Source organism: Deinococcus arcticus (genome assembly GCF_003028415.1).
GTDB classification, from domain to species: Bacteria; Deinococcota; Deinococci; order Deinococcales; family Deinococcaceae; genus Deinococcus; species Deinococcus arcticus.
The window spans coordinates 12,494-35,563 of sequence record NZ_PYSV01000004.1; the positions used below are offsets into that span (position 1 = coordinate 12,494).

Below are 23,070 nucleotides of genomic sequence, written 5' to 3' on the forward strand. Positions count from 1 at the left end.
AGTTGATGATTGTGACCATTGACGGCGTGGCCGCCAGCGGCAAGTCCAGCGTGTCGGCCGGTGTGGCCCAGGCGCTGGGGGTGCCTTACATCAGCAGCGGCCTGCTGTACCGCGCCGCAACCCTGCTGGGTCTGGAAGCCGGCGTGGACCTGGGCCAGGAGGGCGCGGTTCTGGGCTGCCTGAACCCGCCGCCGCGCCTGGAACCGCTGGCTGCGGGCAACCGGGTGTGGCAGGCGGGGCGCGACCTGACCCCGGACCTGCACTCCACCCGCGTGGACCGGGGCGTGAGCGTGGTGGCCGCCCGCCCCGAGGTGCGCGCCTGGGTGGACGCCCAGCTGCGCGCCCTGCCCGCGCCCCTGGTGGCCGAGGGCCGGGACATGGGCACGGCCGTGTTTCCGCACGCGGGGGCCAAGTTCTACCTGACCGCCAGCCCCCGCGTGCGTGCCCAGCGCCGCGCCCATGAGCGCCCCGAGGAAGTGGACGCCATAGAGGCGGCCCTGATTGAGCGCGACCGCCTGGACACCACCCAGAGCGCTCCGGCCCCGGATGCCCACGTGATTGACACCGGCGCCCTGAGCCTGCAGGGCGTGATTGACGCGGTGCTGGCGCGGCTGCCGGCCCGGTGACAGCCGCGCCCACACGACTCATGGCCTGAGCCGCTAGCCTGAAGCCCATGCGCGCCGCTTCTGTACTTCCCTTGCTGGCCCTGGGCCTGCTGCCCCTGACCGCCTGCCGCCCGCAGGAGGTCCGTCCCCCCGAAGCCTACGCGCTGAGCGGCACCATTGCCGGCGACTGGGGCCAGAGCCCCCGCCTGCGGCTGGCGCTGGTGGGCACCGGGGTGCCGGTGGCGGTGACCAACACCAGCACCATTGACCAGAACATCGTCTCGACCGGGGTGAACAGCTGGGCCTACGGCTTTGACCTGCCCACCATCCCCTCGGTGGCGGGCGTGTATCAGGTGATTGTGTTCGACGACAGCAATAACAATGCCCGGTTTGACGCCGGAGAAGCCTTTGCCCGCAACCGGCAGTGGCTGGTGTTCAGCCCGCTGGACGCCAACCTGGACGCCATCAGCATCCCCGAGTACCTGGGCGGCGCCGAGGTACTGCCGGCCATGTCGGTCAAGCGCGGCTGGAACCTGTACGACAAGACGCAGCCTCTGGGCAGCGGCAACCCCAGCCACTTCGAGAAGCTGAGCACCTACGTCCTGAGCCGTTAAGACGCGCCCAAGACAAACCGTTGGCGGCCACGCAGTGTGGGGCCGCCCGCTTCTTTAGCCTCTGACCATGACGCGGCGCACCTGCCCCCCGGAGGCTCCATGCGGCGCCTGATCCTGGGCGCGGCGCTGGCCCTGGGCCTGGGCGCGGGATATGTGGCGCTGACCCAGCCAGAAAGGCCGGGGCGCCCCGAGCGCTCAGGAGGGCAGCTCCAGGCGGCTCCTGAGGCGTCCCCGCCCCGCCGCACGACCCCCGACGACGCGGCCCTGCGCGCCGCCGCCGCGCAGCCGATCAGCATTCCGGCGCTGCGGGCCCGCCGCTACCCGGGCAGCGCCCTGACGGTGCGCCGCACCCTGGCGCCGGGCGCCAATTACACCCGGCAGGTGGTGAGCTACCAGTCCGAGGGACTGAGGATTAACGCCCTGCTGACGGTGCCGCGCGGCACGCCGCCGCCGGGGGGCTGGCCCGCCATCGTGTTCAACCACGGGTACATTCCGCCCGATGAATACCGCACCACCGAGCGCTATGTGGCCTACCAGGACGCCTTTGCCCGCGCAGGCTTCGTGACCCTGAAAAGTGACTACCGGGGTCACGGGGACAGTGAAGGCGAGGCGCTGGGCGGCTATACCGACCCCGGCTACACCGTGGACGTGCTGAACGCGGCGGCCAGCCTGAAACAGGACCCCCGCGTGAACCGGCGGCGCCTGGGGCTGTGGGGGCATTCCATGGGCGGACAACTCTCGCTGCGCGCCCTGCTGGTGGACCGGGAGCTGAAAGCGGCCTCGCTGTGGGCGGGTGTGGTGGCAGGCTACGACCTTCTGAGCACCGACTGGAACCCACCCGGCGGCAAACGGCGCACCCTGGACCCCCTGAACCGCCGCTACCTGCGCCTCTTGAGCCCGAATGCGTACCTGAAAGACCTGCGGGGCCGTCCCCTGCAACTGCACCACGGCACCGCCGACAAGGACGTGCCATACAGCTTTCAGAAAGCGCTGGCCGACGACCTGCGCGCCGCCGGGCAGCCGGTCGAGGCCTACCGCTACGAGGGCGATAACCACAACCTCAGCGGCAACCTGGGCGTGGCCCTGCAGCGCAGCGTGGCCTTTTTCAAGCGCCACCTGTAGCGGCGCGGCTTACTGCGCGCTGCGCCACGCCTTGGGCAGCAGGGACAGGGCCTCGCGGGGACGGCGCAGCACTGTCAGACCCAGCAAAATCAGCCACAGGGCAAGCACCCATTCATAGAGACCGAACATGAACAGCAGCAGGAGCGCGCCGTTGAAAGGATGGTTTATTGCTGCCCAGCACCGCGCCAACACCGCCGCTGAACGCGCGGGCCGCTGACTGATCAACCAGTGTCCTGTCAAATTGATCGCCGTAGATAGGGTCAGCAGAGCTGGAACCAGTGGCGCAAAGGGAAATTCTGGCATGAGGGGACTGGGATGACCGGGCCAGCCGCAGATCAGATACGTTCCAATAGCCACCCAGACCGGAAGCTGTGCCCAGTCCCGCCACCGCACAGGCCCCTGAGGTCGCCGCTCCGGGTCAGCCAGCAGCCGCTTCAGTTCAGCGTCGCGCTCCATCCAGGCGAGGTCGGCACGGGTGAAGTGCGTGTGCTCCAGCGCGGCGATGACGGTGGCGGGCTCACCCAGTTCGCGCAGGGCGGTCTGCGCGGGGGCCGGGTCACCCAGCCGGGTCAGGGCGTCCACGGCCTGCTCGTGGTGCCCCCGGAACTCGGCCCGCAGGCGCCACGCCGTATCGGCGGGAAAGGGCGCGGTGACCTCCTCCAGCCAGCTCTCAAAGGTTGCCTGTGCCGTCATGGTCTGCCCTCCTTACCGCGCTCCGGCAAGCGCCTTGCGCCGCAGGGGCCACAGGGTTTGCCACTCCCGGCGCGCGGTCAGCCAGAAGCCCACCCCTGTGCCCAGCAGGACCGCCCAGAGGGTGTCCTGCCCGGACAGGCTCAGGGCCTGAAATCCAATGAGCACGGCGGGCACAAAGCCCAGACGCACCAGGGCCCGCAGCACGCGGGCGCTGCGGGCCGGAAAGCGGCGGGGCAGCCACCGCTCCAGCACCGCCACAGTCAGTATCAGGGCGCATAGGGCGCCGTACACCCCCCACGCGACCGGGCGCTCCAGCCACAGTAACGCCAGCGGCGCCCCCAGCAGCGTGGCCACGCCCAGACCCAGGGAAACTGGGGAAGAGGGCTCTGCGCGGCGCCAGAAGCGGCAGGCCAGCAGGGTCTCGTCCTCGGCCTGGGTGTAATGCTGCCGTTCCAGCGCGCGGCGCACCTCGCGCACCCAGCCCAGATCGGCCAGGGCGGCGCCCAGGGGGTCGGGGTGGCCCTGATCCGCCAGGGCCTCGGCGGCAGCAAGGGCGTGCCCGCCCAGTTCGGCCCGTAAGCGGGCGGCAGTGTCCGCGGGAAAGGGGGCCGTCACGGCGTCCAGGTACTCGGTCAGCGGCCCGGGCATGCTGCTCATGGGCGCGCCCCCTGCTGTTCCAGCGCCAGCGTGCGGTAAAGTTTGCGGCTCCTGAACCTGACCTCGGCGCCCCAGCACACCCACACGAGGGGGAAACCAAGCACCAGCCACAGCGGAGGCTCGCCGGTCCAGCCGCCGGTCAGCCACCCCAACCAGAAGCTGAGGTTCACCGCCCACAAGCCGCCCTGGACCCTCAGGAGGGCCCGCAGTTCAGGGGCAAGGCGGCGGGTCCAGATGGTCAAGCCCCCCAGCACCAGGCCCGCAACCAGAACGCCGGTCAGCCCAGGGCCCACCTGATCATTGCCCCCGGCCCACAGCAGCAGGAGCAGCGTGCCGTACCCGGCCAGCAACCAGGACCCCAAGAAATGAATCCTTGAGGGCCGCAAACCGTCGAGATCGTGCGCTGTCAGGTACAGCCGCCCCAGCGCCTGCCGCGCCTCTTCCGGCGTGCCCAGCACCGCCTGCACGTCACCCTCGCCCACGCCCGCGTCCTGCACATGGGCTGTGTATTCCGCCCGCATACGCGCCTGCACCCCCGGCGTCAGGCCCGCTGTGGCGAGCGCCAGCCACGCCTCCAGCCTCACGACGACCCCCCCAGCACCGCCTGCACGGCACTGACCTGCTGCTGCCACGCCTTGCGGCTGCGGGCGAGTACCCGGCGCCCGCTCTCAGTCAGGCGGTACTCGCGGCGCACGCGCCCGGCGACCTCGTGTTCCTCGCTCTGGATCAGGCCCTCGGCTTCCAGGGCGTGCAGGGCGGGGTACAGGGTGCCCTCGCGGGCGGTCAGCAGGCCCTCGCTGCGGCTTTTGATGGCCTGGGCGATGGCGTAGCCGTGTTCCGGCTGCCGTTCCAGCACCGCCAGGATCAGCATGCGCAGCTGCTCACGGGTGTTCATGCCCGCAGCATACCTCTGCTTTCTATGTATCTCAAGCCGAGGTATCGGGTAGCCCGTAGACCCGCCGGGCGTTGGCGTCTGTGGCACGCTCCAGGTCGGCCGGGTCCAGGCCGCGCAGGGCCGCAATGAATTCCAGGGTGTAGCGCACGTAGCCGGGGCGATTGGGCTTGCCGCGCTTGGGCACCGGGGCCAGAAAGGGGGCGTCGGTTTCCAGCAGCATCTGGGAGAGGGGCAGCTCGCGGGCCGCCGCGTGAATCTCGGCGGCATTCTTGTAGGTGGTGTTGCCTGCAAAGCCGAAAAAGGTGTGCTCGCCCCGCTCCAGGCCAAAGCGCAGCAGCCCCGGGTGCCCGCTGAAGCAGTGCAGGATCACCGGCACCCCGGGCCACGCGCGCAGCACGTCCATCACGCCCTGCTGGGCGCGGTCCTGCCCGGCCTTGTCGCGGGTATGAATCACCAGCGGCTTGCCCATGCGCGCGGCGAGGTCCAGCTGCCACTCAAAGGCGGCGAGCTGCGCGGGCCGCTGCGTGTCGTCCCAGTAGTCGTCCAGTCCACTTTCACCAATGCCCACCACGCGCGGGTGCGTGCTCAGGGCTTCCAGTTCGGCCCGGGCCCCTGGGCTGTCCTGGGCGGCGTCGGTGGGGTGCAGGCCCACGGTGGCGTAGACATCGGGAAATTGCTCGGCCAGGGCCACGGCGTTGCGGGCGTGTTCGGGGCTCGCGCCAATGCAGACCATGGCGCTCAGGCCCAGTTCCCCGCGCGCGCTGGCCGGATCGTCCAGATAGTCCAGGTGGGTGTGCGTGTCGATCATCGCCCCGCAGGCTACCCCTGTGCGGCCCAGGCGGCGCGTCCAGACGCCTCCCATCTGGCCCCCACCACTCTCATGAGAGGCCCGCGCTAGAGTGCGTGCCGTGCAGAAAACTGGCCTCTACGCCCTGGCGGGCATCACCCTCTTTGCGCTGGTCTTTGCGTTCGTGCCCACCGGGCGCAGCGAGGCCGGCACCGGCGTGACCCTCAGCGGGGTGGAACTGCGCCTGTACCCCTCGCGCGACCCGGACGCCGTGTGGCGCTTCAAGGCCACGCAGGTGGCCAGCGAGCCGCTGCAAAGCCGCACGGTGCTCAGCGGCCTGTCGGGGGGCCAGCGCGTGGTCAAGGAGAAAGACGCGCGCAACCGCTACACCGGCCGCACCGTGCTGGACGCCCGCCTGAGCGCCCCGGACCTGACGATTGACGGCCAGGACAATATGACCACCCGTCAGGCCCGCATCACGCTGGTGAAGGAATGTGCAGACATTGATCTGACCGGGCATGACCAGACCCCAGTGCGCATTGAGGGGGGCCGGGGCTTCTACGCACCAGTGGCCAAGGTGCGCTCTCCTTTCCTCAACGGCGATTACCAGAAGTTGCAGATGAGCTTTGATTTCAACATTGAAGACGTGGACGACAAGAACTCTGTCACCTTTTCCTACCTTGACACCACCGAGCGCTGCGTGAACGGCCAGCGCGTGAAAGCCTGAAAGGAGTTTCCATGAAAAAGACTGCCTCCCTCCTGACCCTGCTGGCCGTGGCCGCCCCGGTGCTGGCCCAGACGGGCGATGCCAACAAGCGCCTGATCACCATTCAGGGTGGCCCGCGCGGCGACGTGCGCAACGGCCCCCTCACCTTTACTGGCAGCCCGGTCAAGGCCAAGGTCAGCACCCTGAATATTGAAGCCAGCCAGGCCGTGATGGCCGCCCCCAAAGGCATTCCCCTGATTGAAGCCAAGGGCAAGCGCACCGCCACCTTTACCGGCAACGTGAAGGTGACCCGTGGCCGCCTGACTGCCACCGGCAACGGCCTGAACTACGACGAGAGCACCGGCCAGGGCGTGCTGGACGGCAACGCCAGCGCCACCTTTGTCCCCGAGAAGAAGGAAGACGGCGACACCGTGACCATCAAGGCGCCGAAAATGAGCCTGGACGTGGACAACAACGTCTCTACCAGCACGGGCGGCGTGACGCTCTCCACCGGCACCCAGAGCGGCCGGGCCGACAAACTGGTGTTTGATGAGGACCGTGAAATTGCCCAGCTGACCGGCAGCCCCAGCCTCACCCGCGCGGCCAGGGGCAACCAGAAGGAACTGGTGATCACCGGGCAGGAAGTGCGCGCCCTGACCAAGACCAAGACCCTGTACGTGCGCGGCGGCGTGAAACTGGTGCAGGGCACCACCACCACCACGGGCGACGCCGTGTACTACGACGACCGGAAGAACGTGGCCTACGTGGTGGGCAACGCGGTGAGTGTGGACAGCAAGAGCAAGGCCACCGTCAAGGCCCCCGCCAGCGGCTACCTGGAACAGCGCACCGACCTCGCCCGCGTGCGCGCCCTGAACGCGGCCTACAAGATTCCCACGGAACAGTTCAAGCTGAGCAGCGAAAAGTAACTTCAGTCGCTCCCCTGCCCCCCCGGCCCCTACGCGCCGGGGGGGCTTTGTGCAGCCTGGGGCCACCCGGAATGCGGCGCTGGCCCGCATGGTCTCATGTGCCAGGAGCTAGACTGGCCCCAATGAGCAAAGCAGGCTGGACATGGACAGGGCGGGCCACGCTGGCGCTGCTGCTGGGACTGGGCGCCGGGATGGTGTGGGCGCAGCAGGCGCCGCCCCCGCCCGCACCCACGCCTCCTGCTCAGTCCAGCCCGTCACCGCAACTGCCCCCGGAAGACCTGGCCCCCCCGGCGGCCGGGGCCGAGCAGTCCAGTCTGGAACTCGTGCGCCGCAGCGAGAAAGACGGCAAGGAACGGCGCATCCTGATTGTCAAGACCGGCACCCGGGACGACACGGGCGTGTTCGCCCTGTGCACGCCCACCGAGAACGAACCTGAAGACGCCCCCACGCTGGCGGTGTTCAGTGAAACCGACACCGGCGGCGTGCGCCTGACCATTGACAAGAACGTGATTCAGGTGCCGCTGGCCGTGGTCACGCAGCTGCCGCCCAAGGACGAGCAGGAGGGCAGCGACGGCCGGGTGGAAGCCAGCGCCGGTACCGCCCGCTTTCTGGAAGACGCCCCGCCCGGCAAGACCGACCGCCTGAGCCGCTGCGGCGTAGAGGCCACGCCGAAACCCGCGCCCAGCACCGTGCTGGTCACCCAGGGCCGCACCGAACTGCGGGGCCAGACCCTGGTGTACGACAGCGCCGACGGGATTGCCCGCATTGACGGCCCCATCACCTTCAAGCGCAGCAGCGACAAGGACCCCCTGAGCGGCCAGAGTGAGCGCATTGAGGTGAGTGTGGACGAGGAAAAGACCACGCTGGTGGGCAACGTGGTGCTCAATTCTGACGGGGGGCGGATCAGCCGGGCCGCGCGGGTAGAGTACGACGACACGCAGAACGTGGCGCGGCTGTACGGCACGCCAGAACAGCCCGCCGAGAGCGTCAAGGGCCAGGATGTGCTGCGCGCCGGCACCATCCTGTACGACCTGGACCGCAACGAGGTGCGCGCCGTGAAGGCCGAGGGCGGCACCATCACCGGCGAGTTTGTGGATGGAGAGCCGGCCGAGGGGGGGACGCCCGCACCGGGCGCGGCCCCAGTCACGCCCCCCGGCGCCCGCTGAGCCTGCCCAGAGCTACGGCTGCGGCTCGGCGTTCAGGGCGGCGGCGGCCTCGCGCAGAATGCCGGCGCTACGGCCCAGGGCGGCGCGCTCCTCTTCGGTCAGGGCGGGGACAATGGTGTCCAGCACGCCCGCGCGGCCCAGCACACGCGGCAGGCTGAGACTGGTGCCGAATTCGGGCGTGGGCGCGCTGACGGTCAGCACCGCGCGGCGGTCGTCCAGAATGCGCTCGGCAATGCGGGCCAGCGCCGCGCCGATGCCGTAGTAGGTGGCGCGCTTGCCCGCGATGATCTGCCCGGCCGCCCCGCGCGTGTCGGCCTCAATCTGGGCGCGGATCTCCGGGGTCCAGGGCAGGCCGCGCGCCGCCATGAACTCGGCCACCGGCAGCCCCGCCACCGCCGCGGTGCTCCAGGCCACCACCGCGCTGTCGCCGTGCTCGCCCAGCACGTAGCCGTGGACGTGCGTGGCGTCCACCCCGGCGCGCGCCGCCACCAGATGCCGGAAGCGCGCGCTGTCCAGCACGGTCCCCGAGCCAATCACCGGCTGCCCGGGGGCCAGTTCGGCGCTCAGGCCAGTCAGCACGTCCACCGGGTTGGTGGCGATCAGCAGGGTCGCGCCCGGGGCGGCGGCCGTGACCTGCCCCATCAGGTCGCGGAAGATGGCGGCGTTCTTCTGCAGCAGGTCCAGGCGGGATTCGCCGGGCTTCTGGTTGGCCCCCGCCGCCACGATCACCACCGCGCTACCACGCAGCTCATCCGGATCGCCGCTGGTCACGCGGGCCCCGTGGCTCACGGGCGCCGCGTGGGCCACGTCCTGCGCCTCGGCGCGGGCCCGCTCGCCGTCCACATCGGTCAGCACGATTTCGCTGCACGAGCCGCGCAGGGTCAGGGCGTAGGCGGCAGTCGCGCCCACCAGTCCGGCGCCCACGATCCCCACCTTCATGCCGCGCCCCCGCGCACCGTCAGCACCGGCACGGCGCTGCGCGAGACGATCTTCTCGGCGGTGCTGCCCACGAAGAAATGCTCCAGTGCGCTCTGGGCGTGGGTGCCCACCACAATCAGGTCGGCGCCCCAGCGGCGGGCACTGTCCAGCAGCCCGGTCACGGGGTCGCCCACCAGCACCGCCAGCTCCTCGCCTTCCTGCACCAGGGCCTGCAGCCGCTGGGCATCGGCGGCCTCCATGGTGTGCAGCAGGGCCGGGTCGGTCAGCGAGGGCACCACGCCGCCCATCAGATCGGGGGCGGCTGTCACGCGGGCGTCGGTTACGTGAACCAGCAGGCGCTGCGCCGCCGGAAAGTGGCGGCGCGCCAGCCGCAGGGCTGCCTGTGAGGACGCCGAGAAATCCACCCCCACCAGAATCCGCCCGAAGCCGTCTGCAGAGCCAGGAAGGGAACCGTCAGGACGCTGCGTCATACCCTGACCGTACACCGCCCCCCCACCCGTCCGGCGCGAAAGTGAAGGGGCCGTAAAGTGCGTGTGCCCAGGGCCCGCCCCTACACTGCCCTATGAACCTTCAGAGTTTCGGGGCGGCGCAGACGGTCACGGGCAGCATGCACCTGCTGACGCTGGACGGGCGGCAGGTGCTGATTGACTGCGGGCTCTTTCAGGGCGGCGACGAGATGGAGGCGCGCAACCGCGAAGAGTTTTCCTTCGATGTGGCCGGGCTGGACGCCGTGATTCTGACCCACGCCCACCTGGACCATGTGGGCCGCCTGCCGCTGCTGGTGCAGCGCGGTTACCGGGGCCCGGTGTACTGCACGGCGCCCACCGCCGCCCTGGCCGAGACGGTGCTGCTGGACTCGGCCCGGTTGCAGGTAGACGGTTACCGCCACGACCTCCGCCGCGCCCGCCGCCAGGGTCACCCCGACGACACCGTGCCCCCGCCCCTGTACGAGGAAGCGGACGTGCACCGCGCCCTGGCGCTGCTGCGCCCCAGCCTGAGCTTTGGCGAGCCGCAGCGTATTGCCGGTGTGCGCGTGACCCCGCACCGCGCCGGGCACATCCTGGGCAGCGCCTACCTGCTGCTGGAAGGCCGAGAGGGCCGCCTGATCATGAGCGGCGACCTGGGCAACCGCGAAAGCGGCCTGCAGCCCGACTTCACGCTGCCCCCCCAGGCCGACGCCGTGGTCCTGGAATCCACCTACGCCAACCGCACCCACCGCGCGTGGCCCGAAACCCTGGCGGAATTCAGCGCGGCCCTGCGCGACAGCGTGCGCCAGGGCGGCAAGATTCTGATTCCCAGCTTTGCCATTGAGCGCACCCAGACTATCCTGCACACCCTCAAAACCCTGATGGACAGCGGCGAGGTGCCGCGCATGCCGGTGTTTCTGGATTCGCCCATGGCGGCGCGCGCCACGCACGAATACTTTGAATACGGCGACGAGCTGATTCCCGAGGTCCGGGACGCCCTGCAGTCGGGCGAGGACCCCTTCCGGCCCAACACCCTGCATGTGGTCAACACCAGCGCCGAATCCCAGCGCATCAACCGCTACGACGGCCCGGCGATCATTCTGGCGGGCAACGGCATGATGACGGGCGGGCGCATTCAGCACCACCTCAAGCACCACCTGTGGAAGCCCGGCACCAGCCTGATCATCGTGTCCTACCAGTCGCCGGGCAGCCTGGGCGGGCGCATTGTGGCGGGCGCCGATACCGTGCGTCTGATGGGCGAGGAGGTCGCGGTGCGCGCCCAGGTGCACACCATCGGCGGCTTTTCCGCCCACGCCGATCAGGACGATCTGCTGGCCTTCCTGGCGCCCATGGGTCAGCCGCACGTGTGGCTGGTCCACGGCGAGGACGAGGTGATGGCCGCTTTCTTGCCGGTGCTGGCCGCGCAGGGCCTGAAAGGCGACATCGTGCCGGACCGGAACAATGTGGACCTGCTGGGCGCGGGGTTTCCGGGCGGTACCCCGCCGGGCTTTACCGCCACCCCGGCCCCGGCAGGCGGCGTGGTGGCCGGCGGCGAGTAGGCCCGACCAAGAGCGTCAGGGTGGCTTTAGGCGCGGCCCTCTCCTGTGCGGCAGTGGCCGGGCGCCCTAGGCTTCCGGGGCCGGGACTTCCGGCGGCTGGCCCAGCAGGTCCGGCTGGGCCTGCAACCGCACAAACAGCGCGGCGATCACCGGGTCAAACTGGCGGCCCGCCTGCGCCTGCACCTCCTGAAGGGCCGCCTCGGGGGCCCAGGCGGCCTTGTACACGCGGTGACTGGTCAGGGCGTCGTAGGCGTCCACCACACTGAACACCCGGGCCACCAGCGGAATCTGGTTGCCAGCCAGACCGTCGGGGTAGCCGCTGCCGTCCCAGCGCTCGTGGTGGTGGCGAACGACTGCCCGGGCCAGCGGGTGCAGGGTGGCGACGCTGCGGGTGAGGGCCGCGCCCACATCGGCGTGGCTCTGCATGACGGCCCGCTCGGCCATGTCCAGCGGCCCCGGCTTGAGCAGAATGCGGTCGGGCACCGCCAGCTTGCCAATATCGTGCAGGTAAGCGCCCTGGCGCAGGCCCTCCAGCTCCTCGGCACCCAGGCCCAGCGCTGCGCCCAGCCGCAGCGCCTGCTGCACCACGCGGCGGGTGTGGCCGGCCGTCTCGAAATCCCGCAGTTCCAGGGCCAGGCCCAGGGTCAGCAGGGCGCCTTCCTGGGTGGCTTCCAGCGCGGCGAGGTGCGCGCGGCGTTCCATGGCCTGCCCGACCAGCTCGGCGGCCCGGTCCAGCAGCGGGCGCGCGGCCGGGGGCCGGGGGCCTGCCCGCCCCCACAGCAGACAGGCGTGGCCCACCACGCGGCCGTCCTGCTGCACCGGGGCCGTCATCAGGGCCTGCACGCCTGCCGCGTCCAGCGCGGGGGCACCTGCGTGGCTGGCGGGCGCACGGTCGCCCGCCAGGGCCGCCAGGAGGGCCGCCTGCAGCTCGGCTGAGGCCGGGCCGCCGTCGGTCACCAGTGCCTCGCCGTCCAGGCCCACCAGGGCAGCCACATCCGCGCCCAGAAAGGTGCGGCACTCCGCCAGACTGCGCCGCGCCACCTGCGCCGGGTCCGTCAGGGCGGCGCTGAGGTGCGACAGGTCACTGAGCTTCTGGAATTCCTCGGCGCGCCGCCGCAGGGCTTCTACTCCCTCCAGCCGCTCCAGGGTCGTGGCGCCGATGGCGGCAATTCCGCCCAGCAGCCCCGCGTCCAGCTCGGTAAAGGGCGGGCGCGCCCGGGTGGCCAGCAGCGCCCCCAGTGGCTGGCCACCCGAGCGCCACAGCGGCGCGGCCATCACGGCGGGCCCGCTGGGCGCCGGGCCCTCGGCCCCGGGGGGCGGCCAGCGCACCACGGTCCGGGTCTGCAGCGCCTGCCGGGCCAGGGCGGGCGCCGGGTCCTGCCCGTCCGGCGCGCCCTGGGGCGCCTGCTGCGGCACCTCCCCGGCAGGCCACAGCGTGACCTCGGCGGTGCCCAGCAGGGCAGCAGCCTGCTGCGCCAGCACCGCTTCCGCCTGCGCGGGGTGGGTCACTTCACGCAGCGCCGCCGTCACGCTCAGCAGCCCCTCCAGTTCGCGGCGGCGGGCCGCTTCCTGGGCCTGCCGGCGCCGCGCGGCCAGCAGCGCCGCAATCTGGGTGGCAAACGCCTCGGCAATATCGGCGCTGCGGCCCGAGAACGCCGCCGGGTTCTGCAGGTTGTCCAGGTTCAGGTAGGCCACCACCTGCCCGCCCTGCACCACCGGCACGCACACATTGGCCTGAATGTGGGTCAGTTCGCCGTGGGTCTCGAACGCCGGGCGCGCGCGCGTCCATTCCTCGTTGGCGGCGGCGGCCTGCAGGCGCTGGCGAATCTCGGAGCGGGTCAGCAGCCGCGCGCGGCTGGCCTGCGGCGCACTGGCGCTGCCGTACCACACGTGCGCCGCAGCCGCCGGCTGCTGCACGCCCACCAGGGCGCTGGAATAGCCCACCTGGGCCTGCAGCACAAACGTCTCGCCGTCGCGCAGGGACAGCGAGCCGCTTTCGGCGCCGGGCACCGCCGCCACGGCGGCTTCCAGCAGCGGCGCCCAGACGTTGTGCCCGGCGCGCTCATCGTGGGCCAGCAGCGCCAGCGTGGCCCGCAGCGCCCCAAAGGTCACCTCGCCTGCCAGTTCCAGGGCCCGGTCATCGGGCGGCGCGCCGGTCAGGCTGCCCAGACCCTGTTCGGCCCGGCGCGCGGCCTTTTCATGCAGCATGCGCTGGTCGGCCAGCCGGACCAGGGTGCTGGGGGTGCCGGCCTCGGCCGGGGCACGGGCCAGCCCCACGGCGCAGCTCAGTTCGGCAAAGCCCTGGGCCTGCACAGCGCGTTCGGCGGCCCGCACGCACTCGCGCAGCGGCCCAGGATCCAGGTCCAGTCCCATCAGGGCGAATTCATCGCCTCCCAGGCGGTAGACGGTGGCGCCCGGACAGCTGGCCTGCAGCGCACCCCCCAGCGCGCGCAGCAGCGCGTCGCCGGCGTCGTGGCCGTGCACGTCGTTCCAGGCCTTGAAGGCGTTCACGTCCAGCAGCAGCAGCGTCACCTCGCTGCCCGGGCTCACCTGGGCCAGGGCGATATCCAGATCGGCGTCAAAGGCCCGGCGGTTGTGCAGGCCCGTCACCGGGTCTTCCAGCGCCAGCCGCGCCAGGGTCTGGGTGCGCAGGTCCACCTGCCCCGCCAGGGCCGCGCTGGCGTCCTGCAGGGCCTGGGCCCGGTGGCGCCGGTCGGTGAGGTCGCGGCCCAGGCTCACCACTCCGTCCACAGCGCCGTGCGGGGCCGTCACCGGCCACGTCACCAGCTCGAAGGTACGCGCCCGCACCACCCGCTCGGTCAGCTCGGGCACGCCAGTGTGCATCACGCGTTCTTCCAGGGCGCGCAGGTGGCGGTCAGCCTGGGCGCCAAACAGCGCTTCATCCGTCTGCCCCAGCATCAGGGTGGGCGCGCACCCCAGCATGGCCCCGGCCGCCGGGTTCACCAGCACGTAGCGCCCCGCCCGGTCCTTCACATACGCCGCGTCCGAGGTGTGCTCGCTGATGGTCTGCAGCGCCGGAGTGGTCGTCACCGGCTGCGCGCGGCCCAGTTCATGGACCAGCAGGGCGCCCAGGTCGTTCAGGGCCGCCTGGGTCTCCTCGCTCAGGCCGGGCGGGGGCCCAGAACGCGGCTGGGGGTCCGCGCCGTACAGCACCGCCAGGGGCTGGCCGTCGCCGCCGCACAGCAGCAGCCCGGCAAAGAAGCGCGGGGCCTGCGCGCGCAGCGCGGCGGGCGGGTCCAGGTTGGGGCCCGGGTACAGCACGGGGCCCTGGGCCGGGGTCAGCCACGTTTGCAGGCACAGCCAGGCCAGGAGCGTGTCCGGCGCGGCCCCGGCGGCGTCCAGACGCGGCGCCCACAGCGCGGCGGCCGGTACCCCCAGCAGCCGGGCGGTCAGGGCCAGCAGGCGCCGGAAGGCGGCGGCGTCGGCATGGGGGGGCAGCTTGAACGCGCTGGGTTCCTGCGACATGACCCTCCAGAAGGCGGTTTCCTGTGATGCCCGGCCCAGGGACCAGCAGCGGACGTCAATCCAGCAGTGATCCGTCCAGCAATGGGCGGTCCTGCGGGGGCCCTGGGGTGCTGCCAGAGTATGTGAAAACGGCCCTGCTGTGGGGTGTGGCGCGCGCCGCCCCCCACCGGGCGGGCCCCAGGACCAGTGCCGCCGGGGCCCGGTCCGCCTTTCACCCCTCATGCCCAGCCGCTAAGCTGTGGGGGCCCATGACACGCGCTTTCCTGCTGGCCTCCTCTGCCCTTCTGGCCCTGACCGCCTGCGGTTCCAAGACCATTGACGGCGTGCAGACCTTCAAGTACGACGGCGGCGACCACCGCACCGGCTCGCTGATCTACGCCGAGACCCCCCCAGTAGGCGGCGCCCACAACGCCAGCTGGCAGAACTGCGGGGTGTACGAGCGCCCCCTGTACAACGAACACGCCGTGCACAGCCTGGAACACGGCGCGGTGTGGATCACTTACCGCCCCGATCTGGACAAGGCCCAGGTGGACCAGCTCAAGAAGTTGGTGGAGGGCCGCACCTATACCCTGCTCAGCCCGTACGAGGGCCTGGACAAGCCGGTGGCTGCCAGTGCCTGGGGCGCCCAGCTGAAGGTGGACTCGGCGGGCGACGAGCGCTTAAAGGCGTTCCTGGACAAGTACGAGCAGGGCGTTACGGCCCCGGAACGCGGCGCCTCGTGTAGCGGGGCCTACGGCGAAACGCAGTAAAGGGCCGTGGGCTCTGGGCCATGAGCCCTGGGGCCCACCCCCCAGAGCCCACGGCCCATGACCAGAAGGAAAGCCCCCCGGCGCAAAACCGGGGGGCTTTCCCTTCTCTCGTTACGCGCCGGGCTGGGTCGCGCCCTTGCTCATGGGAACGGGCATATTCGGCTCGTCGGCCTCGGGCCTGGGCAGCAGCAGCAGGTCCAGCACCTGCCCCACGCGCTCGAAGGTGTGAATCCGCAGGTCGCCGCGAATGCTGTCGGGCACCTCCTGCAGGTGGGGCTCGTTGTCCTTGGGAATAATCACTTCGCGGATGCCGCCCTGGTGGGCCGCCAGCAGCTTCTCCTTGACGCCGCCAATGGGCAGCACCCGGCCGCGCAGGCTGATCTCGCCGGTCATGGCCACGTCCAGGCGCACCGGGCGCCCGGTGATGGCGCTGATCACGGCCGTGGCAATCGTGATGCCCGCGCTGGGGCCGTCTTTCGGCGTGGCGCCGTCGGGGAAGTGCACGTGCAGGTCCAGGGTCTTGTGGAACTCGGGGTCGGCGCCGTACTCGGCGGCGTGGGCGCGCAGGTAGGCAATGGCCGCCGCCACGCTTTCCTTCATCACGTCGCCCAGACTGCCGGTCATGACAATCTTGCCGGTCCCGGGGGTCGCCAGGGCTTCTACCATCAGCATGGTGCCGCCCACGCTGGTCCAGGCCAGGCCCTGCGCCACGCCCACCTGGGGCTCTTTTTCCATCTTGTCGGGGCGGTGCACAGGCACCCCCAGGTAATCCGGCACCTGCGCGGCGTCAATAACCTTCACGCCCTCCCAGGCTTTTTCCAGCAGCTCGCGGGCGGCCTTGCGCGCCAGCTTGCTCACCTGCCGGTCCAGGTTGCGCACGCCGCTCTCGGCGGTGTACTCCTCCACAATGCGGTTCAGAGCCGCGTCGGTGATGTCCAGCTTGCCGGTCAGGCCGTGGCTCTTCACCTGCCGGGGCACGCGGTAGCGCTTGGCGATCTCCACCTTCTCGGGCTGGGTGTAGCCGGGAATCTGAATGATTTCCATGCGGTCCAGCAGGGGCCGGGGAATGGTCTGCAGGCTGTTGGCCGTCGTGATGAACATGACCTGCGAGAGGTCGTAGGGCACTTCCAGGTAGTGGTCCTGGAAGGTGTGGTTCTGCTCGGGGTCCAGCACTTCCAGCATGGCGCTTGAGGGGTCGCCGCGCCAGTCGCTGCTCATCTTGTCAATCTCGTCGAGCAGAATGACCGGGTTGGTCACGCCCGCGTTTTTCATGGCCTGGATGATGCGCCCGGGCATGCTGCCGATGTAGGTGCGGCGGTGGCCGCGAATCTCGGCCTCGTCACGCACGCCGCCCAGGGCCATGCGCACGAACTTGCGGTTCAGGCTGCGGGCGATGCTCTTGCCCAGGCTGGTCTTGCCCACCCCGGGGGGGCCCACCAGCACCAGAATTGGCGCGCGCAGCTCGGCGTCGTCGGTGCGTTCCTCGGCGCTGCGCTCCTTGCGCTCCGCTTCGGTCTCACCGGGCTTGTGGGTCAGCTGACGCACGGCCAGGAACTCCAGAATGCGGTCCTTGACGTCCCCCAGGGCGTAGTGGTCGGCGTCCAGAATCTCGCGCGTGCGGCTGATGTCGAGGATTTCCTCGTCGCGCTTGTTCCAGGGCACGTCAATGAGCCAGTCAATGTAGTTGCGCACGACGGTGCTTTCGGGGCTGCCACCCGGGGTACGCTCCAGGCGCTGGAGTTCCTTAAGGGCCTTTTCCTTGACGCTGTCGGGCATGCCCGCGCCTTCAATCTTCTCGCGCAGGGCCTCGACCTCGGCGGGGCCGTCCTCGCCGCCGCCCAGTTCCTTGCCGATGGCCTTCATCTGCTCGCGCAGGTAGTACTCGCGCTGGTTGGCGTCCATCTGCTCTTTAACGCGCCCGGCAATTTTCTTGTCCATGTTGAAGCGCTCGGTGTCGCGCGACAACAGCTTCAGCACGCCTTCCAGGCGGGGGCGCAGCTCCACGGCCGCCAGAATCTCCTGCTTTTCCTCGGGCGTCCAGGTGGCGTGGTGGGTCACCTGATCGGCCAGGGCGCCCGCGTCGGTCAGGGCCTTGATGCCTTCAAGCTGGTAGTTGTCCAGGCGCAGGTTCTTGTTCTGGCGCTGGTACTCTTCAAAAGCACTCTTGACCTCGCCGGCCAGCACGGCGGCTTCGCGGCTGGGGTCGGCGGCTGCAGGCTGGGTCTCGGCGCGCACGCGCATATAGGCTGAAGGCACCTCGTCCAGCACGGCGGCCCGTTCCTGGGCTTCCACCAGCACCTGATAGGTGTTGTCGGGCATACGCACAACCTGCTTGATGACGGCCAGCACGCCCATCTCGTACAGCTCGGCGCGGGTGGGGTCATCGGTGCGGGCATCTCTCTGGGTCAGCAGCAGCACGCGGCGGTCACTGGCCTGGGCCTCGTCCACCGCGCGCTTGCTCTTGGGGCGCCCCACGTCCACGTTCATGGTGACGCCGGGCAGAATCACGATGTTTCTCAGGGCGACGACGGGTAGTTCCCAGATCATGCTTGCTCCTTGGGTCGCGCTGCGCTGGGCCGCGCGTGAATGGGTCAGTGTATCGCAGGGGTGAAAAAGGGAAATACCCCCGCACGGTGTCCCCAGAGTCTAGGGACGGGTGCGGAGGCTTGCTGTAAGCTCTGTTGCGTTTAAGCAGACTTCTTGAGTCCCTTAGACTCAAGGAGGGTCATGGGGTCATCTATGTGGCCGGCGTCGAAGCGCAGTTCGCGCAGGCCCTCCACGGGCAGCTCGAACAGCAGATCAGTCATGGCTTTTTCCAGCACGGCGCGCAGGCCACGTGCCCCGGTCTTACGCTCGCGGGCACGGCGGGCCACCTCGCGCAGGGCCTCTTCCGTGAAGCTCAGGTCCACGTCCTGAAAGCCGAACAGGGCCTGGTACTGCGAGACAATGGCGCCCTGCGGCTCGGTCAGGATGCGCACCAGCGCCTCCTCGTCAAGGTCCTGGAGTTGCACGACCAGCGGCAGGCGGCCCACGAACTCGGGAATCAGGCCGAACTTCACGAGGTCCTCGGGCAGGAAGCGCAACTCGGCCTTCTCGTCGCCCTTGTGCTCGGCGCCAAAGCCCACGGCGCGCACGTTGGTGCGGCTGCGGCCAATGTCGGCAATGCCGTCAAAGGCGCCGCCCACGATAAACAGGATGTTTTTCGTGTTCACCTGCACCAGTTCCTGCTGTGGGTGCTTGCGGCCCCCCTGCGGCGGCACCTGGGCCACGGTGCCCTCAATGATCTTCAGCAGGGCCTGCTGCACGCCCTCGCCAGAGACGTCGCGCGTAATCGAGGTGCCCTCGGATTTGCGGGCAATCTTGTCAATCTCGTCGATGTAAATGATTCCGCGCTCGGCGGCGGCCACGTCGTACTCGGCGGCCTGCAGCAGGCGCACGATCACGTTTTCCACGTCGTCACCCACATACCCGGCCTCGGTCAGGGTGGTGGCGTCCGCAATCGCAAAGGGCACTTCCAGCATCTCCGCGAGGCTGGACGCCAGCAGCGTCTTGCCGGTGCCGGTGGGGCCAATGAGCAGGATGTTGCTCTTTTGCAGGTTCACGTCGGGGTGGGCGAGGCGCTGGTAGTGGCTGACCACGGCCACGGCCAGGGCCTTTTTGGCCTCGTCCTGCCCGATCACGAATTCATCGAGATACGCCTTGATTTCCCTGGGCGTGGGCAGTTCGGTGAGGTTGAAGTCTCCGCCAGACTTCTTGTTCTGCTTGACCAGTTCGTGGGCCCGCTCGGTGCACTCGTTGCAAATAAACGCCGCGCGCCCCGGCGCCTCGATCAGCTGGGCAATCTGCGGATGTTGGCGCCCGCAGAACGAGCAGCGGTCTCCTCCCGTCTTGGTCATTGCACGCCTCCCAGTTCCCGCGTGTTCTCGATCACAGTGTCAATCAGGCCGTATTTCTGCGCTTCTTCGGGCGACATGAAGTAGTCGCGCTCCATGTCGCGCATCAGCTTGTCGTGCGGCAGGTCGGTGTGCTTGTGGTAAATGCTGACCAGCTTGTCGCGCAGGTGCAGCACCTCCTTGGCCTGCACTTCCAGGTCCGGCGTGTTGCCCCGGAAGCCCGCCGACCCCTGATGAATCATGATGCGGCTGTTGGGCAGGGCCATGCGCTTGCCCTTATCGCCCGCCATCAGCAGCACGCTGCCCATGCTCATGGCGATGCCCACGCAGATGGTGCTCACCGGCGCTTTGATGTAGCGCATGGTGTCGTAGATGGCCAGGCCCGCGTAGACCTCGCCGCCGGGGCAGTTGATGTACATCTGAATTTCCTGCTCGGGGTTCTGCGAGTCCAGCAGCAGCAGCTGCGCCACGATGGTGTTCGCCATCTGGGACTCGATTGGCGTGCCCACGAAAATAATCCGGTCCTTGAGGAGGCGCGAGTAGATGTCGTACATCCGCTCGCCGCGCCCGGTCTGCTCGATCACGTAGGGAATCACGCTCATGGGGGCGATTATCGCACGGGCGACAAAACGTAAAGTGTCAGTGTGGGCAGTAGGGGTGAAACAGAGCCGGAGGAGATGGACGCCAGAGACAGGCTGCTCTCCTTGCTGGCGGCGCAGGCAGAGGGGTGGGGGTTTACAGAGGAAAAAGAGGGTGGCTGGGGGCCAACCTTTCAGCGCAAAGTGGCGTACGGCATCCAGTCGCTTGAATACGCTGTGCAGCAGCGCCAGAACGGCTGCCTTGTGAGCGTCACGGGCCGCATGGCCTTCCAAGTGGTTCATGGTGGTGAGCCCATAGAGCTGGCTTTTCGCAGCGTATCCAGCCGCTTGGGCGGGCCTGGACCGGACAGATGGCCTCTGTCCACAAAGGCCACAGAGACCAAAGTTCACCGCATTGCCGCAGAGATAGAGGCGAGCTGCACCCAGGTTCTGCTCCCTTTCCTGAATCGAGTTTCGACCCCGCAAGGCCTCCTGACGTTTATGGCAGAGGAATACGAGCCTCTAATGCTCGTCTCTCCAAGCCTCTTTCTGCCTTTCCGTCGCGCGGCGCTGGTGTGTCAAACCCTGCTGCCTCCCTATGAAGCAGCCGCCGCGCTGGCGCAGCTTTGCGCCGCCGAGCACACGTTCCGCGCCCGCTGGGAGGCGCGCGGCACCTGAATCCTTCGCCCCGGCTTTCGCAAGGGTTTATCTGCGGGGCCCCGCCTGAAGCGGCGCAGTACGCTAAGGCCCTCAGTTCATTCCCAGGAGGTCACCCATGCACACAGACGACACCGCCAAGCGTTCCGAGGTCACCGAAGTGACCGAGACCCGCGACCCCATGACCGGCACCGAAACCCACCACGAGCGCCACGAGGTGCGGCAGGAAGAACACGTCGAGCCGGTGCAGCCTGCAGTCACCCAGACCACCACGACCACGGTGGTCGAGGATTAAAACAGGCAGGTAATCTAGCTTCGCCGCGAAGGCCGACTGGAACATGTGAACCCAGTCGGCCTGCACCCTGTGGCCATTAACCCACGCTTTTTCGCAGCCGGTTCCAGGTAACCCGGACTGGATGCTGGGCATCCTGTGTTCCCCAAACCCACAGGGTCACCGTCACCAGCAGCGCCAGCGCTAACCCCACCGCGCCGGCCCGCAGCCAAGTGGTGGGGTCCGTGTCGAGTGCTTGCGGCGCCACGCCCAGAGCCAAGGCGTAGGGCCTAAGCTCCTCCACGCCTGCCAGCTGTGCCGGACCATAGTGCAACTCTACCCCCAGCACTAGGGCCTGTCCCTGTTCACTCCAGCGGTTGAGCAGCAGCGGCAACACCGCCAGCAGACTGGCCCCCGCAGCGGGCACAAAGCGTGACAGGCCCATGGCCAGGGTGGCGGTGAGGCTGAATTTCAGCAAGCAGAGGACCGAAGCCTGCGCGAGAAACATCCAGAAGGTGTCCCGGCTCATCCAGACGGTAGGGGTGGCGGCGAAGAGCCCCTGCATCAGGAAGGCCAGTCCTACCAAGGCAGCGATAAACCCCAGTAAAAAGCCCAGGCGCCCGGCAATCACGGCGCGCGGGTTCAGTGGACGGTGTTGCAAGAAAGCCGCCTGTTCGCGGACAGATGCCCCCAGCCAGCTGACCAGCAGGGCCAGCGGCAGCTCCAACAGGAACATATCCAGCGCCGAGGTGAAGGTCCCGGAGAGGAGCCGAACCTCCGGCGCGCGCCCCGTGGCCTCGAAGCCGCTGAAAAAGCCGCTTTGCCGGGCATACGAAAAGCACAGCGTACCTGTGACCACGGCGAGGCCCAGCCACAGGCGCCGCCGGGTATACCACTCAAACCACAGCACGCACGCCCTCCTCCACGACCGCGCCGTACAGCCGCGTGAGCGTACCTGCTTGCACCTGCAGGTCCACGGGCTGCTCCGCAGCCAGGGCATCCAGAATCTCGTCGGTCCGCTCGTAGTGCGACACCCGCAGCACGCGCCCAATGATCTCCACCTCAGCCTGGGGAAACTGCAGCCTGATCCACTGGGCCGTCACCAGCGGCACCTGGGCATCATAGATGGCCTGCACGGTGGCGTAGCGCCGCAGCAGGTCGTGCATGGTCCCCGATAGAGCAAGATGCCCGGCGTGCATAAAGGCCACCGTGTCGGCCAGAGCTTCCACTTCTGACAGAACGTGAGAGGTGAACAGGACCGTGCCCCCATCGGCGGCGTACGCGGCGACCAGCGACAGCAGGACCTCACGGTGGTGATGGTCCAGTCCGTTGGTGGGCTCATCCAGCAGGAGCAAACGCGGCTGGGAAGCGAACGCATACGCCAGCGCCAGCCCCACGCGCTGACCGGTGGACAGGTGCCGGGAAACGCGGTTCAGGGGCAGATCAAACAGTTCGGCAACCCGCTGGGCGGTGCTGCTGGCCCAGCGCGGCTCAAACCGCGATCCCACCTGAAAATGCTGCGCCGCTGTCAGCCCGTCCAGCAGCAGGCCCCCGGTCGGCACCAGGCTGACCGCTGCCCGGACATCCTGTGGAACGCGCGCAGGTACCAGCCCCAGGACCTCCAAGTGGCCTTCATCGGGGCACAGCAGACCCAGCAGTGTCCGCAGGAAAGAGCTTTTGCCCGCGCCGTTAGGCCCCAGCAGCGCACAGATACTGCCGCTGTCCAGAGTCAGGCTACAGCGGTCCAGCAGCCGGTGGCCGCCGCGCCTGACTGTCAGGCTCTGGGCGTGAACCACAGGGGCGCCGTTCATCGCGTGGCCACCAGGTGCGCGGCGTCCAGGCACCGCTGCAACTCGGGGAGAGGAATGCCAGCCCGCAGTAGTCGAGCCGCAAGAGCCTGGAACTCGCTGAGCAGTTCTGGCCGCAGCGCTTCAGGGGTGGGCGAGGGCCCCCGAACAACAGTGCCCGCACCAGCCCGCGCCTGCACCATCTGGTCGTCCTGCAACGCCGCGTAAGCCCGGACGATGGTGGCCGGCGCCACCCGCAGGGCCGCGCTCAGTTCCCGGACAGTAGGCAGCGGCTCGCCCGGGGCCAACACCCCTAGGTCAATCAGACGCCTGAGCCGGGCCGCCAGCTGGACATGGAGCGGAAGAACACTGTGCGGAGTCAGTTCCAGCATCAGCAACAGATCTGAGGGTGAATGTGTCATTGTTCTAGCACAATAAAAACATGGGTGGCAGGTGTCAAACAGGTTTAACCGAGCCTGTCCGGCAAGTGGTTGACATGGGCCAGGAACCGAC

Annotated in this window: 24 protein-coding genes; 10 read left to right on the plus strand and 14 right to left on the minus strand. The window is 69.1% G+C overall.

Annotation, left to right across the window (positions count from 1 at the left end; translation table 11 throughout):
* The first annotated feature begins 5 nt into the window (after nt 1-5).
* The 3 genes from cmk to C8263_RS05170 all read left to right on the plus strand — a co-directional run bounded on the left by cmk (nt 6) and on the right by C8263_RS05170 (nt 2,341).
* Entirely contained in the window at nt 6-626 is a 621-nt protein-coding gene (gene cmk / locus C8263_RS05160; RefSeq protein WP_107137061.1) for a (d)CMP kinase, read from the plus strand.
* 47 nt (nt 627-673) lie between these two features.
* Nucleotides 674-1,219 (plus strand): hypothetical protein, encoded by a 546-nt coding sequence (locus tag C8263_RS05165; RefSeq protein WP_107137062.1) that lies wholly within the window; start codon nt 674-676, stop codon nt 1,217-1,219.
* A 99-nt stretch (nt 1,220-1,318) separates the two neighbouring features.
* Nucleotides 1,319-2,341 carry an alpha/beta hydrolase family protein gene (locus C8263_RS05170; protein ID WP_107137063.1) on the plus strand — a complete coding sequence of 341 codons (1,023 nt, stop codon included), beginning with the start codon at nt 1,319-1,321 and terminating at the stop codon, nt 2,339-2,341.
* 9 nt (nt 2,342-2,350) lie between these two features.
* Here the strand turns inward: C8263_RS05170 and C8263_RS05175 are convergent, their stop codons facing one another.
* The 5 genes from C8263_RS05175 to C8263_RS05195 are packed head-to-tail and all read right to left on the minus strand — an operon-like array spanning nt 2,351 to nt 5,394.
* Nucleotides 2,351-3,034: a hypothetical protein gene (locus C8263_RS05175; RefSeq protein WP_107137064.1), complete on the minus strand. Its 684-nt coding sequence runs from the start codon at nt 3,032-3,034 to the stop codon at nt 2,351-2,353.
* 12 nt (nt 3,035-3,046) lie between these two features.
* Nucleotides 3,047-3,691 (minus strand): hypothetical protein, encoded by a 645-nt coding sequence (locus C8263_RS05180; RefSeq protein WP_107137065.1) that lies wholly within the window; start codon nt 3,689-3,691, stop codon nt 3,047-3,049.
* Complete coding sequence (locus tag C8263_RS05185; RefSeq protein ID WP_107137066.1) at nt 3,688-4,275, minus strand: hypothetical protein; 588 nt, start codon at nt 4,273-4,275, stop codon at nt 3,688-3,690. The genes C8263_RS05180 and C8263_RS05185 overlap by 4 nt, the downstream gene beginning before the upstream one ends.
* On the minus strand, nt 4,272-4,586 hold the full coding sequence (locus tag C8263_RS05190) for a PadR family transcriptional regulator (protein WP_107137067.1): 315 nt from the start codon (nt 4,584-4,586) through the stop codon (nt 4,272-4,274). The genes C8263_RS05185 and C8263_RS05190 overlap by 4 nt, the downstream gene beginning before the upstream one ends.
* Before the next feature lie 31 nt (nt 4,587-4,617).
* Nucleotides 4,618-5,394 (minus strand): TatD family hydrolase, encoded by a 777-nt coding sequence (locus C8263_RS05195; RefSeq protein ID WP_107137068.1) that lies wholly within the window; start codon nt 5,392-5,394, stop codon nt 4,618-4,620.
* Between the two features lie 100 nt (nt 5,395-5,494).
* On the opposite strand from C8263_RS05195, the gene C8263_RS05200 reads away from it, so the two are divergent.
* From C8263_RS05200 to C8263_RS05210, 3 genes are all read left to right on the plus strand, one after another.
* Complete coding sequence (locus C8263_RS05200; RefSeq protein ID WP_107137069.1) at nt 5,495-6,100, plus strand: hypothetical protein; 606 nt, start codon at nt 5,495-5,497, stop codon at nt 6,098-6,100.
* Between the two features lie 11 nt (nt 6,101-6,111).
* Nucleotides 6,112-7,005 (plus strand): LptA/OstA family protein, encoded by an 894-nt coding sequence (locus C8263_RS05205; protein ID WP_107137070.1) that lies wholly within the window; start codon nt 6,112-6,114, stop codon nt 7,003-7,005.
* A gap of 122 nt (nt 7,006-7,127) precedes the next feature.
* Complete coding sequence (locus tag C8263_RS05210) at nt 7,128-8,171, plus strand: LptA/OstA family protein (RefSeq protein ID WP_107137071.1); 1,044 nt, start codon at nt 7,128-7,130, stop codon at nt 8,169-8,171.
* Between the two features lie 12 nt (nt 8,172-8,183).
* On the opposite strand, the gene C8263_RS05215 is transcribed toward C8263_RS05210, so the two are convergent.
* Nucleotides 8,184-9,110 carry a lactate/malate family dehydrogenase gene (locus tag C8263_RS05215; protein WP_107137072.1) on the minus strand — a complete coding sequence of 309 codons (927 nt, stop codon included), beginning with the start codon at nt 9,108-9,110 and terminating at the stop codon, nt 8,184-8,186.
* On the minus strand, nt 9,107-9,580 hold the full coding sequence (locus C8263_RS05220) for a universal stress protein (RefSeq protein WP_107137073.1): 474 nt from the start codon (nt 9,578-9,580) through the stop codon (nt 9,107-9,109). Before C8263_RS05220 ends, C8263_RS05215 begins: the two co-directional genes overlap by 4 nt.
* A 92-nt stretch (nt 9,581-9,672) precedes the next feature.
* Here C8263_RS05220 and C8263_RS05225 point away from each other — a divergent pair, with 92 nt between their 5' ends.
* The gene (locus tag C8263_RS05225) at nt 9,673-11,136 is read left to right on the plus strand and encodes an MBL fold metallo-hydrolase RNA specificity domain-containing protein (protein WP_107137074.1); all 1,464 of its coding nucleotides are present in this window, start codon (nt 9,673-9,675) and stop codon (nt 11,134-11,136) included.
* A gap of 66 nt (nt 11,137-11,202) precedes the next feature.
* On the opposite strand, the gene C8263_RS05230 is transcribed toward C8263_RS05225, so the two are convergent.
* Nucleotides 11,203-14,622 (minus strand): diguanylate cyclase, encoded by a 3,420-nt coding sequence (locus tag C8263_RS05230; RefSeq protein WP_158263743.1) that lies wholly within the window; start codon nt 14,620-14,622, stop codon nt 11,203-11,205.
* A gap of 248 nt (nt 14,623-14,870) precedes the next feature.
* Here C8263_RS05230 and C8263_RS05235 point away from each other — a divergent pair, with 248 nt between their 5' ends.
* Nucleotides 14,871-15,371 carry a thioredoxin-like domain-containing protein gene (locus C8263_RS05235; protein WP_107137076.1) on the plus strand — a complete coding sequence of 167 codons (501 nt, stop codon included), beginning with the start codon at nt 14,871-14,873 and terminating at the stop codon, nt 15,369-15,371.
* A gap of 111 nt (nt 15,372-15,482) precedes the next feature.
* Here C8263_RS05235 and lon read toward each other — a convergent pair whose 3' ends face one another.
* The 3 genes from lon to clpP all read right to left on the minus strand — a co-directional run bounded on the left by lon (nt 15,483) and on the right by clpP (nt 19,866).
* Nucleotides 15,483-17,918, minus strand: a complete 2,436-nt coding sequence (lon, locus tag C8263_RS05240; RefSeq protein WP_107137077.1) for an endopeptidase La — start codon at nt 17,916-17,918, stop codon at nt 15,483-15,485.
* 140 nt (nt 17,919-18,058) lie between these two features.
* Nucleotides 18,059-19,267, minus strand: a complete 1,209-nt coding sequence (gene clpX, locus C8263_RS05245; RefSeq protein ID WP_107137078.1) for an ATP-dependent Clp protease ATP-binding subunit ClpX — start codon at nt 19,265-19,267, stop codon at nt 18,059-18,061.
* Nucleotides 19,264-19,866, minus strand: a complete 603-nt coding sequence (gene clpP / locus C8263_RS05250) for an ATP-dependent Clp protease proteolytic subunit (RefSeq protein ID WP_199188315.1) — start codon at nt 19,864-19,866, stop codon at nt 19,264-19,266. Before clpP ends, clpX begins: the two co-directional genes overlap by 4 nt.
* Before the next feature lie 75 nt (nt 19,867-19,941).
* Between clpP and C8263_RS19460 the strand changes: the two genes are divergently transcribed.
* Nucleotides 19,942-20,520, plus strand: a complete 579-nt coding sequence (locus tag C8263_RS19460) for a hypothetical protein (protein ID WP_199188316.1) — start codon at nt 19,942-19,944, stop codon at nt 20,518-20,520.
* A 97-nt stretch (nt 20,521-20,617) separates the two neighbouring features.
* Nucleotides 20,618-20,794, plus strand: coding sequence for a hypothetical protein (locus C8263_RS19235; RefSeq protein ID WP_158263745.1), 177 nt, complete (start codon nt 20,618-20,620; stop codon nt 20,792-20,794).
* 76 nt (nt 20,795-20,870) lie between these two features.
* On the opposite strand, the gene C8263_RS05255 is transcribed toward C8263_RS19235, so the two are convergent.
* Genes C8263_RS05255 through C8263_RS05265 form a run of 3 tightly spaced genes read right to left on the minus strand, consistent with a single transcriptional unit; the run spans nt 20,871 to nt 22,979 of the window.
* Complete coding sequence (locus C8263_RS05255) at nt 20,871-21,680, minus strand: hypothetical protein (RefSeq protein WP_107137079.1); 810 nt, start codon at nt 21,678-21,680, stop codon at nt 20,871-20,873.
* The gene (locus C8263_RS05260; RefSeq protein ID WP_107137080.1) at nt 21,667-22,581 is read right to left on the minus strand and encodes an ABC transporter ATP-binding protein; all 915 of its coding nucleotides are present in this window, start codon (nt 22,579-22,581) and stop codon (nt 21,667-21,669) included. Before C8263_RS05260 ends, C8263_RS05255 begins: the two co-directional genes overlap by 14 nt.
* The gene (locus tag C8263_RS05265; RefSeq protein ID WP_107137081.1) at nt 22,578-22,979 is read right to left on the minus strand and encodes a GntR family transcriptional regulator; all 402 of its coding nucleotides are present in this window, start codon (nt 22,977-22,979) and stop codon (nt 22,578-22,580) included. Before C8263_RS05265 ends, C8263_RS05260 begins: the two co-directional genes overlap by 4 nt.
* Nucleotides 22,980-23,070 lie beyond the last annotated feature (91 nt).